Genomic DNA, 12,356 nt, shown 5'->3' on the forward strand with positions numbered 1-12,356 from the left:
GCGCGCCTCAGCCCGGTGGCGTGACGCCGGGCGGCATCACGACGGCGGCGCCCGGCGCCGCATCGGCGCCACGCGACATGCCGGCCGTGATCAAAAAGCGCATTGCATCTTCAAAGCTCATGTCGACTTCGACCAGATGCTGGCGCGCGATCAGCACCGTGTAGCCGCCGATCTGGTAGCTCATCGGCAGGTAGACCGCGACCGTGTCGTGGTCCTGGGCCAGCCCGAATGCGGTCAGGTCTTCGACGGTGATGAAGCCGAGCAGCCGGAACGGCAGATTCGGCATGGCCACCATCACCACGCGGCCGAAGCGCGAATCGTCCTTCTTCGAGAAAAACCCCGTCAGATCGCGGACGGCGCTGTAGACGGTCTTGATCAGCGGCACGCGTTCGAGCTGTTCTTCGGTCCATTTGATGAACTCGCGGAAGAACACCGCCTGCATCAGCAGGCCGACGACGAAGATCACCAGCAGCGACATCAGTAAGCCCATGCCCGGCAGCGACGCAGTGCCCGGTGCAAACCAGCGCACGAAGCTGCCGAAGAACGTGTCCGCCACGCCGATCAGCCACATCACGACCGCCAGCGTGACCATGATCGGCAGCACCGCCAGCAGGCCGGTGAAGAACGTGCGCGACAGCTTGCGCCCGCTGAGCCGCAGCGAGCCGCGACGTGCGCCGGCCGCGCGCCAGTCGATACGACTCCAGTCGAATTTCATCAGGCGAACGTCCAGCGGAAGCGGCCGATGCCGGCGCTGGCCAGCTCGATCGTGTCGCCCGGTTCGACCGGCCCGACGCCTTCCGGCGTGCCGGTGTAGATCACGTCGCCCGGCTCCAGGGTCCAGGTATGGCTCAGGATGTGGATCTGTCGCGCCACGCTGTAGAGCATGTCGGCGGTGTTGCCGCGCTGTCGCAGCTGGCCATTGACGTGGCAGGTGAACTCGATCGCCTGCAGGTCCTGTTCGAGATAGGGCTTGAAGTCGCCCAGTGGCGCGGCGCCGTCGAAGGCCTTGGCCAGTTCCCAGGGCGCGCCCTTGTTCTTTAGCTGCGTCTGCAAGTCGCGCGCGGTCAGGTCCAAGCCCAGCGTGATGCCGGCGATGCAGTCCAGCGCCTCGTCGACGGCGATATCGCGGCCGCCGCCGGTCAGCAGCACGACCAGCTCGGCTTCGTGGTGAATCGCGCCGATGCCGCGCGGCAGTACCACCGGCTCGCCTTCATCGACGATGCAGCTCGGCGGCTTCATGAACACCACGCAGTCGCCGTCGGACGTGTTGCCCAGCTCCGCGACGTGCTTGGCGTAGTTGCGGCCGATGCAGAAGATGCGCTTGACGTTCATGGCCTATGGCGATGCAGGTGGGCCCCAGATGGTAGACGCAATCGGACGCCGCTGGCGTGAACGCTCAGCCGCCCAGCGGCGGACCCGGTGGCAGTCGCAGCTCGATGCCGGCAGGCGCAGCGTCGCGCTGAGCGTCGGCGGCGCGCGCGATCCGCTCGGCGATCAGCCGCGCTTGGGCGGCCTCAGCCATGCCGGTGCCGGCCGCCGGTTTGCGCGCGGCCAGCTGGTCCAGCTTGAGCAAGGCCAGTCCGCGCACGCTGCCATCGGACGCGCTGCGCGCCAGCGCGACCAGCTTGTCGACGACGATCAGCTGCTGCGCATGCAGGATCAAGCGCTGCGTGTCGTCCTTGCTGCGCTGGGCATCGAACGTGGCGGCGATCAAGCGGTCGATCACCGTGTCCAGGCCCGGCATGCGGCGGTTGCGCGCTTGCTGTTGCACCAGCCGCGCGCCGCGGTCCGGCTGCAGCAGCGCGGCGATCGTGATCGCCGATGCCGCGCGCGCGGGCGCAACCGCGTCAAAGCTCACACCGGTGGTGCGCGTGAACAGCTCGCGCGTCGCCGGCCAGCCGGGCGGACGCGGCGGGATCGCATCGAGCAGGGTGTCGGGCAGGGCCAGCGCGGATGGCGCCAGCGTGTCGATCAGCGCATCGAGCGCATTGGCTTGCTCAGCGGCCGGCACCGCGCTGAGCGGTTGCTGCCCGTCGCCGCGCAGCGCATACACATAGCGCTGGCCGCCGAGCGTCTTGGCGACCGCATCGACTTGGTAGCGGTGGTGCAGGTAAAGCGGCACCAGCGCTTCTTCGATCGTCGCCATCGGCATCTGGCCCTTGATCGCACGCTCGCCAAAACGCGCCAACGCCGCGCGCCGCAAGGCCATCATCCGTCGCAGTTCGGCAGCGCTGTCGCGGCCGTTGTCCCACAGCGCGACATCCGGGTGCGCGGCACCGGCAGGTCGCGCGTCTTCGTCGGTCAGAAAGCCGATGCCGGCGCGCTGCGCCCGCGTCAGGATTTCGCGCAGTGCGGCGGTCTCGTCGGTGCCGGGTGCGAACTGCCGGTAGCCGTAATCGATCGCCACTTGATCCCAGGCGCCGATCTGCTGCGTATACGGCGCGCTGATGTCGATACTGCCGTCGTCGCGCAGCGTGACCAGCGGCTGCGGATAGTCCATCACCGAGCTGCGTCCGTCGTGGCTGGCGACGTAGTTGTGCAGCAAGCCGAGCGTGTGGCCGATCTCGTGCGCGGCCAGCTGGCTCAGCCGCGCCATCACCAGCGCTCGGATCGCATCGGATGCGGCATCGCCGGCTGCATCGTCGTACGGCGATAGCAGACCTTCGGCCAATAGATAGTCGTAGCGTGCGCGCAGCGAGCCCAGCGACACATTGCCCTTGATGATCTCGCCGGTGCGCGGATCGATCACGGCATTGCCGTAGCTCCAGCCGCGCGTCGCGCGGTGCACCCATTGCACGACGTTGTAGCGGACATCGAGCGGGTCGGCGCCTTCGGGCATCAGTTCGACACGGAATGCATCGCGATAACCGGCCGCCTCGAACGCCTGATTCCACCAGCGCGCACCGGCGATCAAGGCGTCGCGGATCGGCTGCGGTGCGCCGCGATCGACGTAGTAGACGATCGGCGCGACAGCATCGCTGACGGCGGCACCGGGGTCTTTTTTCTGCAGGCGGTGACGCAGGATGTAGTGCTGCATCAGCGGGTGATCGATCGGCGTGGCGTAGTCGGCAAACGTGGTTTCGATATAGCCCGATCCGGGGTGCGAACGGCGCGGCTGATAGCCGGGCTCCGGCAGTGCGATCAGCGAGCTGCGCTCGCGCAGTGTGATGGCCTCGGGTGTGGGCGTGACGTCCTTGACATAGGCGCCGGGCGTCTCACCCTTGAACGTCAGCGTCGCTTCGATCTCGGTGTTGCGCGGAAACGCCTTGGTGCCAGGCAAATAGACCGCGCTGCGCTCGACGTCGAGCTGATAGCTGCCTTGCTCGGCACGCTTGATCGCGCCGATCGCATCATGGACGTCGCGCAGCGCAAAGCCGGTGGCGTCGACCAGGCTGCGCTCGCCGTTTTCGGCAACGACCGGAAAACCGAACAGAACGGATTCAGCGAATGACTGCTCGACGGCGCGCTGCTCGTCACGATCGTCGCTGCCGGCACGAAACGCGAGGTTGGGCTGCACCATCAGCACCTTGCGGCCAACGCGGCGAAAGCGCACGTAGCGCGAGTCGCCGATCTGTCCGCGGTCGAGCCCGATGTCGTTCGAGCCCAAGCCCTGCGTCAGCGTGGTGACGTACAGCGCGCCGATGTCGGCTTGCGGCAGTTCCAGATACAGCCGGCCCTCGCTGTCGTCCCGGTACAGCGGCATGAAGCCGTCAAACCGTGTCCAGCCGCGCGTCTTGTCGGCGATCGACGGCAGCGCCGTGCTGCGCGCTGCGTCCGCAGCCGGCGCCGCGTGCGCGCAGGGTATCGCAGCGCCGGCTGCGCCGAGCAGAGAAAGGCAGCAGATCAGATGCGCAAGGCGATGCATGGCAGCTCCGGTACGGGTTTGAACAAGGGCATCAATACGCATCGCAGCGGCCGCGTCGCGGCGCGAAGGCTGCCGGCTGCAAGCCTAGCCCGCGCCGCGCGCGGCCACAAAAAAGCCGCGTGCGGCGCTGCCCCGAAGGCAACACCGCACGCGGCTCGATACCGCGCGCGAGGCCGCGACGTGCTCAGCGAGCCTCTGCGGCGCGACGGCGCCGCAGCAAGCCGGCCAGCATCAGCGACAGCAGCGTGACGCCACCGACGGCGCCGCCGCCACCACCACCACCGGTGCTGGCGCTGCCATCGCTGCCACCACCGCCACCACTGGCCGGCGGCGTGCCGGTCGCGCTCGGCGCAGCGCTGAACACTTGCAGGTCGGTCAGGCGCACGACGCTGCCCGGTGCCGGCGGCGGCGTGATCAGCTGCGTCGGGTCGGTCGGATCGGTCAGCGCCGCCGCCGTTGCGCAGTCGGTGTCGTTCAGCGGGTCGGCGTCCTGTTCGCCGGCAAACAACGGGTTGCCGGTGCACTGGCTGCTGACGACTTTCAGCATCAAATGCGTCGCGTCGACGGGCGCGAAGCTGAAGCTCTTGATGAACAGATCGTTCTGCACCGGACGGATCAAGAAGCTCGGGAACGCATCGGCCGGGCTGGTGTAGATCACCTTGGTAAATGCATCCGGCGTGTCGCAGCTGCCGCTGCAGGCCAGCAACTCGAACGCGCGCAGCGCGGTAAAGCGGCCCGGGTTGTTCGGGCCTGCCGCCGTGCTGACGTTGACGCTGCTGATGCGGTGGCTGCCGCCAGCCAACTTGACGATCGCATAGGCGCCGGCGACCAAACCGTTGTCGCCGATGCGCGCACCGGTTTCTTCGGAGTCGTCGATCACCGTGTCCTTCAGCGCGATGTTGGCTTCGTCGGTGGCCGTGGTGACGACGCTGGCGGTCTTGCTCAGCGAAGCCCAGTTGGTCGGCAAGGTCACCGTAAAGTCGAAGGTGCCGGCGGAGAGCACGCGCGAGAAGCGGTGGATACCGTAGCCCGGCGCCACGACGATGAAATCGTAGGTGCCCGGCACCAGCGTCGCCGTGTCGCCGAGATTCTGCGTGGCAAGCCGCGTGATGTCCGACGTGGTGTCGATGACCGTGGCCGGGTCGGTGTCAGCGATCGGCCGGCTGCGCATGCTGAACTGGCCGACGTACAGCTTGGCATTGGTGATCGCCGCATTGGACTCATCACCGGCGCGCGTTGCAAAGCGCAGCGTGGTCTGTGCGCTCTCCAGCGGCGAGCCGAAGTGCGCGATCGGCGCGGTGTCTTCGCCGTCGACCGAGTACGCGTCCTCGCCCATGCCGCGCTGCGCAAACACCTTCCACATCAGCTTCTGGTTGGCGCCGCCGAAGCGCGCCATGTCGGCGGCGAGCATCGCGTCACGCGCATCGAGCATGCTCGGTGCCGCGGGCATCAGCAGGAACGAGTCGTACACCAGCTGGATCCAGCGCCGATTACCGGGGCAGGCATCGGCCAGGAACTTGCCGTCGGCGCAGTCCTTCTGACGCGCGGCATCGCCGACCGGGAAGCGGCCGTTGTACTCGTCGATGAACGCCTTGCGCAGCTGCCACTGCACCGCGTTCCAGATCTCGCCGTCGGAATGCACCTCCGGGCCGGGCGTATCGAAGCCGACATTGCTGTAGTTGAGCGGGTTGTCCTCAAGCGAAAAGTCGCGGATACCGCGCTGCTTGTTGCCGGTGGCGTAAGAGCCGAGCGCCGTGTCGTCAGTGCCGGCCTGCGGCAGGAAGCCGTATTCGAGCTGGTATTCGGTGGCCGCGAGATCGCTCCAGCTTTCGCCCATCGCGCCGCCCTGATGGCCACCGATGCTTTGGTCAGGACCACCGATCATGCGATTGCTCGTCGCATGCGTGTACTCGTGGCCGACGATGCCCATGTCCAGATCGCCGTCGGCGCAAGGCGCATAGATCACGCCGCCGATCGGCTGGAACAGATACTGGTTGGTGATGCCGGGCACGCCGTCCTGCAGCGCGATCTGGTTGGCATTGTCACGGCCGGTGAGCAGCGCGAACGTCGGCGTGCCGGGTGCGCCGGTGATCGCACCGGCTTGCGCGTTGCCGATCTCGGGGTCGTTGGCGACGGTCGGATCGGTCAGGCCGAAGTTGTCGAGCTGCATGTTGTAGTTGCGCTCGGTCCAGCCCAGGAAGTAGCTCCAGTCGTGCATGCGGTTGTGCGTGGCGAACAGATGCGCGACCACCGCGTCGATGTCGTTGCCGCCGGGCACCAGATTGGTCGGGCTGCACTGCGAGTTGTGCCAGACATTGGTGAACGGGTAGACGTACTCGCGCGTGGTGCTGACCGGCCGAATATTTTCGGCTGGCGTCAGCGGCGACAGCCAGGCTTGCGCGGTGACGGCGGCGTTGCCGATCGTCGTGAAGCTCGGCAGCCCCAGCGCCGGGATGATGTCCCAGGGCGCGCGCGCCGCGATGTTGTTCAGTTCCAGGCCGCAGCCGGCAACCGGGCTGCCGTTGACGGTGTTCTGCCAGCAGCCGAGCACGCGGTTGTCGGTGTCGCTGTAGTCCTGCGTCGGCGTACCGGCGAACCACGACCACTTCGGCGGATACGGCAGCAGCGAGCCGGTGCCGGGCGCCGCCGTCGTGCTGGCCGTGAACAAGCCGGCGTAGTTCGTCGGCGGCAGCGGTGCCGCGCCGTCGAAGCTGCAGATTTCGACCTGATAGGTGCCAGCCGCGACGCCGCCCGGCGGCGCGTAGTTCAGCGCTTCGGGCGAGGTCAGCAGGTCGGTCGTCGCCACCAGCTTGCCGCCGGTATAAAGGTTGATGTTGATGTCATTGCCGACATTGATGGCCGAGGCGACGACGCTGATTGATGCATTGCCGGCCGCGACATCGAAGTCGGCGCGCTCGGCGCAGCTGCCGTCGTCCGGCAGCGAGCCGGTGAAAGGCGTGGGCGTGGCCCCGGCGCTCTGGTTGTACAAGCGGTTTTCACGGCGCAGCACCGCGCCACTGCGCGCGTCGATGAAGTGCACATAGGCCATCGGCACGCCGGCGATGCTGTCGAGCACGATGGTCTCGTAGGCCGGCACGACGCCGCCCAGCGGCATCGGCATTGCCACCAGGCGCGCACGCTGCACGTCGGCAAAGCCGGCGACGCGCAACAGATTCCAGCCCTTGCCCTGCACCGTGTCGGTGATCGAGCGGATCGCACTCGGCGATACGCGCCGGTTGATGTCGTCCGCGGCGGCCAGCCAAGCCTGACCGGCCGTCAGGCGCGGCGCTGCCGGCAGCGGCTGATCGCCGGCCGACGATGAGGACACGTAGTACACCTTGCCGCCGGCGATGCCGACCGTGATCAGGCCGTCGTGGCTGACGCGCATCCCGCCGAAGCGTTGGCGGAACAGCACCGCATGGCCGGCGCTGCCCGGCGTGATGCCGTCGTTGACCAACTCCAGTTGATCAACTGCGGCCGCCGACAGCTTGAACAAATCGCGGTGGGTCTTGATGAACGTACGCGCGGCTTCGACCGGCGTGCCGGCGAGCCCGGTCGCGAGATAGCCACCGTGACGCACCAGCGAGTGCACGGTGCCGAAGCGATTCCACGTGGCGTGGCCGCCCAGCGCCGATACGGCCGCCAGTTGCGCAGCCGCCGGCTGCAGCACGCCGGGGCGCAGATCGACACTGGCCGGCGCCGGCTTGTCGGTGGCCAGGAAGACGGCCTGGGCGGGCAGCGTGACGGACAGCAGCAGCGCGAGGCTGGCGGCCGCCGGGAGCAGACGCGGAAGTGAAGTCATCGAGTGGTGGCAATCCAGCGATACGCCATCGCCCGTCCATTGGCGATCGAGGCGTGGAAAAAGTCGTCTGCACACCCCTGTGCGGACGGATCGAGCATCCCCCTGAAACGTGCGCGGTCGAGGCATCGATAGCGACCCGACTCGACGTTCACTTCGATGATGACGATTCGATGACCGCATCGCCTGAGGGGATTTCCGGTCGTGGTCCGAGGGGTTGGCGATGCACCAGCAAATGCAGCCTAATTGCACCGACATGGCGTGATTCACGCGAGCAGGCGCGCGGACGTCGCTGCGGATTTCGTTAGCATGCGGGCGCGACGGCGCCGCTTTGCACGGTCCGCTACCACTCGGGGAAGACACAGGATGAAGTCATTGAACCTCACGGCGCTGCTGCTGGCGGCCGCGACCGCGACTGCTGCGGCCCAGCAGGCCGACATTGAAGTCGATTCGCTGGAGACGATCGCGGTCGCACCTCCGGCCGAGCCAGCCGAAGCATTGAGTAGCAGCGAGCCGGCGCAGCTCGAAGAAATCGTCGTCACCGCGCAGAAGCGCAGCCAGTCATTGCAGGAGGTGCCCATTTCGGTCACGGCGCTCGACGGTGGCTTCATCCGCGAAACCGGTGCGGCCGATCTGGCCGACGTGGCGCTCTACGTGCCCAACGTGCGCGTCGACGCCGACGATCTTGGATCGCCGCAGCTGTTCATCCGCGGCTTCGGCACCAATGCGTTCAATCCCAGCTTCGAAAGCTCGGTGGGCTTCGTCCAGGACGACATTTTCTACGGCCGGCCGGGCTACTTCACCGAGTCGATGTACGACGTCGACCGCGTCGAGGTGCTGCGCGGCCCGCAGGGCACGCTGTTCGGCAAGAACACGATCGCCGGCGTGTTCAACGTGACCACGAAAAACCCCACCGATACGTTCAGCAGCGACGGCCGCGTGACCTACGGCAGTTTCAACACGCAGCGCATCGATGCCGGCGCCGGCGGCATGTTCGCCGACTGGGGCGGGGCGCGCGTCGCGGGTTTGTATCGCAAGGAAGACGGCCAGCTGCGCAACACGTTCCTGAACCGCGACGAGGAAGCGCTCGAGCAGAAAGCTGCGCGGCTGAAGTTCCGGCTGTTTCCGTTCGATTCGGTCACCAGCGACCTGATGTTCCAGGCGTCTGACACCTCGGCGCCGTTCTGGCCGTACCAGCTGTTCAAGCTCGACGACGACACGCGCGGCTATCTGGAAGCCTTCGATGCCGGCGTCGAAGACAACCCGACCAATTTCCGCACGCAGAGCGATACGGCCGGCTTCATCAACAAGGGCTCGCAGACGCTGGGCTTGCGCACGCAGTGGGCCATCGGTGACATCGGCAGCGTGCACAACAGCAACGCGGTGCTGGTGCTGGCCGGGTCGCGCTTCCATATCAATCAGCTCAACGAGCTGGACGTATCACCGGCTGACATCGCGCGGCTCGACAGCCACGAGCATCACGAGCAGCTATCGGCCGAGCTGCGCTTCGCCGGCGAGACCGACACGTTGTTTGGCCTCGGCGACAAGGTCGAGTTCGTCGCCGGTGGCTTCGTTTACGACTCGCGCTATCAGCTGCGGGCCAGCATCAATGCCGGCGCCGATATTGGCAGCTATCTGCTGACGCGCGATTTCTGCCAGCTCGCCGGCTTGCCGCCCGGCATCTGCGGCGACGGCAGCAATGTGAGCCTGCCGGGCCTGCCGATCTTCGGCGACATCACAGCGCCGCTGATCGGGCCCGACAACTACGCATTCGATTATCTGCAGGACACGCTGTCGATCGCCGGGTTTGGCCAGGCGACCTGGCACATCACCGAGCGCTGGGCCGTGACGCCCGGCGTGCGCATCAACCGCGAGCAGAAGGATGTCGATTCGCGCGGCACGCCCAATTGCCGGCTCGCGGTTGGCGACAACCCGCCATGCGTGATCTCGACGCTGTTGATGGCCAATGCCTACGACCAGCGCGGACTTCAGCGCAATGAGTTCGACGTGTCACCCAAGCTGGTGCTGCAGTATTTCGCCGATACTGGCGTCAATCTGTACGGCTCCTACGCGCGCGGCTACAAGAGCGGCGGCTTCAATTCGCTGTCGTATACCGGCGAGGACCTGGAGTTCCGTCCCGAAACCGCCGACACCTTCGAACTCGGCGCCAAGTCCGAGTTCTTCGACCGCACGCTGCGCTTCAATGCCACGCTGTATCGCACGAAGTTCACCGACCTGCAGGTGCTGGCATTCAACGGCGTGTTCTTCGATGTCAGCAACGCGGCATCGGCGACCTCGCAGGGCCTGGAAGGCGACTTTCTGTGGCTGACGCCGTGGCAGCCGTTGCAGATCAGCGGCAGCTTCGGCCTGCTCGACGCCACCTACGACGACTATCGCGATGCCCCGGCACCGGTGCGTGACGCCAACGGCAATCTGCAGATCGGCGCCTTGCAGGACCTGAGCGGCAAGCGCATCGCATTCGCGCCGCGACAGACCGCATCGCTGACACCGCAGTTGAGCTTTCCGCTGCCGCTGGGCCTCGGCGGGCGCCTCGCCGGCGACGTGATCTATCAAGGTGACCAGTTCACCGACGCCGATCTCGACCCGAACACGTTCGTCCCGGCCTACACGATCTATAACGCGCGTCTGACGATCGCCAACGACGACGAATCGCTGTCGCTGACGATCGGCGGCACCAACCTCGGCGACAAGCGCGTGCTCAATCAGGTGATCGACGCGACGTTCTTCCCCGGCACCTACTTCGCGCAGCAGGCCAACGGCCGGCAGCTGTTCGTCGCGATCGCAGCGCAGTTCTAAAGCGCGGGCGCCGCGCCGTTGCGGCGCCGCCAACGAAAACGGCCACCGCGAGGGTGGCCGTTTTGTACCGCGATGTCGCGCGAGGCTTAGATGCGTTCTTCGATGCCGAACGCGGCGAAGCCCTTCTTCTTGAAGTTGTCGCGGAACATGTCGCGCAGCTTGGTCGCCGTGGCGTCGTAGGCGTCCTTGTCGGTCCAGGTGTTGCGCGGGTTCAGGATCGTGCTGTCCACGCCCGGGCAGCTCTTGGGCATCTTCAGATTCAGGATCGGCTGCACTTCGGTTTCAACGTTGTCCAGCTCGCCGTTGAGCGCTGCATTGAGCAATGCGCGCGTGACCTTGAGCTTCATGCGGGCGCCGCCGCTGGTGGCGCCGCCGCCGCTCCAGCCGGTGTTCAGCAGGATGCAGCGGGTCTTGTTCTGCTCCATCTTCTTGGCCAGCAGCTCGGCGTAGACGTTGGGACGCTGTGCCATGAACGGGCCACCGAAGCAGGCCGAGAACGTCGGCTGCGGTTCGCTGACGCCGACTTCGGTGCCGGCGACGCGGGCGGTGAAGCCGGACACGAAGTGGTACATCACGTCCTTGGGTTCAAGGATCGACACCGGAGGCAGCACGCCGAACGCATCGGCCGTCAGCAGCACGATGGTCTTCGGATGCGGGCCCTGGCCGTTGGGCATGATGTTCGGGTTGGCGTCCAGCGGGTAGCTGAAACGGGTGTTCTCGGCGATGGAGCCGTCGAACAGATCAAGTTCGTCCGGGTGGCACTCTTCCATCTTCTTGCCGGGCAGCGGCGGCACGTTTTCGATGATCGTGCCGGGCTTGCTCAGCGCCTGGGCGATGACCGGCTCGTTTTCCTTGTCGAGGTCGATCAGCTTGGCGTAGCAGCCGTCTTCGAGGTTGCACAGGCCGTTGTCCGACCAGATGATCTCGTCGTCGCCGATCAGGCGGCGGTTGGCATCGGCCGACAGCGTGGTCTTACCGGTGCCCGACAAGCCGAACAGGATCGCCGCGTCGTTGTTCTTGCCGACGTTGGCCGAGCAGTGCATCGACAGACGGCCTTCCTTGGGCAGCAGGTAGTTGCCGACCGTGAAGATGGTCTTCTTATTGACGCCGCAGTAGTCGGCGCGGCCGGCCACGAGGCAGATCTTGTTCTTGGTGTCGACGATCACCGCGGCTTCGGCGCGGCAGCCATCACGCTCGGGCACGCAGACGAAGCTGGGCACGTTGAGCATCGTCCAGCGACGGCTGTCGACGTCCTTCACGCCCTGCAGGTCCTTCGGGAACATGTTGTGGCAGAACATCGCATGCGTCGCGTATTCGCCGACGAAGCGATAAGGGACCGCGAAATCCGGGTCCGAACCCATGAACAGGTCCTTCACGTACAACGTGCCCTTCTTTTCATTCAGATGGGCGACGACGCGGGCGAGCAGGGCTTCGTACTGGGCCGGCTGGTAGGGGTTCAGGTCGGCCTTGAACCAGATCTCGTCGGCCACGTCGGGCCACTTGACCGCGTAGGTGTCCTTGGTGCGGCGGCCGGTGCAGTCCGGATCGGTGTAGTACACCAGCGGACCCTTGTCGCCGAGGATGGTCGGGAACGCCTTCTGCTCGTTGCTGCCGCCGCCGCGCTTGACCCGGCCGCGGTCGTTGGCGATGGCTTCATGAAACAGCTCGGTCTTGCCGAGGTTGTACTTGTAGCTGACGGTCTTGAGACCGAACAGTTTTTCGAGATCGGCCTGAAAGCTCGTCTGAAACGTCATGATGCATCCTCAAGGATTTGGAAGTTCTTAAAGCGGGTGACGGCAAAACGCGCGGCTGCCATATGCAAAAGCGCTGCAATCCATATTTCGAAGCATAGTGAGCGGGGTGCAAAATATCCAT

6 protein-coding genes are annotated in these 12,356 nt (G+C 66.1%); 1 reads left to right on the forward strand and 5 read right to left on the reverse strand.

From position 1 onward, the window contains the following. Positions 1-7 precede the first annotated feature (7 nt). The 4 genes from BUB09_RS14480 to BUB09_RS14495 all read right to left on the reverse strand — a co-directional run bounded on the left by BUB09_RS14480 (position 8) and on the right by BUB09_RS14495 (position 7,667). Positions 8-715 carry a DUF502 domain-containing protein gene (locus tag BUB09_RS14480; protein WP_072898665.1) on the reverse strand — a complete coding sequence of 236 codons (708 nt, stop codon included), beginning with the start codon at positions 713-715 and terminating at the stop codon, positions 8-10. Next, a complete protein-coding gene (locus BUB09_RS14485) occupies positions 715-1,332 on the reverse strand; it encodes a fumarylacetoacetate hydrolase family protein (protein WP_072898667.1) in 618 nt (205 codons plus the stop codon). The genes BUB09_RS14480 and BUB09_RS14485 overlap by 1 nt, the downstream gene beginning before the upstream one ends. A gap of 64 nt (positions 1,333-1,396) precedes the next feature. Continuing rightward, on the reverse strand, positions 1,397-3,865 hold the full coding sequence (locus BUB09_RS14490; protein WP_072898669.1) for a zinc-dependent metalloprotease: 2,469 nt from the start codon (positions 3,863-3,865) through the stop codon (positions 1,397-1,399). Between the two features lie 184 nt (positions 3,866-4,049). Then, positions 4,050-7,667, reverse strand: a complete 3,618-nt coding sequence (locus tag BUB09_RS14495; RefSeq protein WP_072898671.1) for a M36 family metallopeptidase — start codon at positions 7,665-7,667, stop codon at positions 4,050-4,052. Between the two features lie 363 nt (positions 7,668-8,030). On the opposite strand from BUB09_RS14495, the gene BUB09_RS14500 reads away from it, so the two are divergent. Then, the gene (locus BUB09_RS14500) at positions 8,031-10,481 is read left to right on the forward strand and encodes a TonB-dependent receptor (protein ID WP_072898673.1); all 2,451 of its coding nucleotides are present in this window, start codon (positions 8,031-8,033) and stop codon (positions 10,479-10,481) included. A gap of 86 nt (positions 10,482-10,567) precedes the next feature. Here the strand turns inward: BUB09_RS14500 and BUB09_RS14505 are convergent, their stop codons facing one another. After that, entirely contained in the window at positions 10,568-12,235 is a 1,668-nt protein-coding gene (locus BUB09_RS14505) for a phosphoenolpyruvate carboxykinase (ATP) (RefSeq protein WP_072898675.1), read from the reverse strand. Positions 12,236-12,356: the final 121 nt, after the last annotated feature.

Origin of the sequence: Hydrocarboniphaga daqingensis (assembly GCF_900129825.1) — a bacterium.
GTDB lineage: Bacteria > Pseudomonadota > Gammaproteobacteria > Nevskiales > Nevskiaceae > Hydrocarboniphaga > Hydrocarboniphaga daqingensis.

What these genes read in the sequence shown, in the direction of transcription:
- BUB09_RS14480 (WP_072898665.1), bottom strand. Translation starts at nt 715, where the DNA reads ATGAAATTCGACTGGAGTCGTATCGACTGGCGCGCGGCCGGCGCACGT.
- BUB09_RS14485 (WP_072898667.1), bottom strand. Translation starts at nt 1,332, where the DNA reads ATGAACGTCAAGCGCATCTTCTGCATCGGCCGCAACTACGCCAAGCAC.
- BUB09_RS14490 (WP_072898669.1), bottom strand. Translation starts at nt 3,865, where the DNA reads ATGCATCGCCTTGCGCATCTGATCTGCTGCCTTTCTCTGCTCGGCGCA.
- BUB09_RS14495 (WP_072898671.1), bottom strand. Translation starts at nt 7,667, where the DNA reads ATGACTTCACTTCCGCGTCTGCTCCCGGCGGCCGCCAGCCTCGCGCTG.
- BUB09_RS14500 (WP_072898673.1), top strand. Translation starts at nt 8,031, where the DNA reads ATGAAGTCATTGAACCTCACGGCGCTGCTGCTGGCGGCCGCGACCGCG.
- BUB09_RS14505 (WP_072898675.1), bottom strand. Translation starts at nt 12,235, where the DNA reads ATGACGTTTCAGACGAGCTTTCAGGCCGATCTCGAAAAACTGTTCGGT.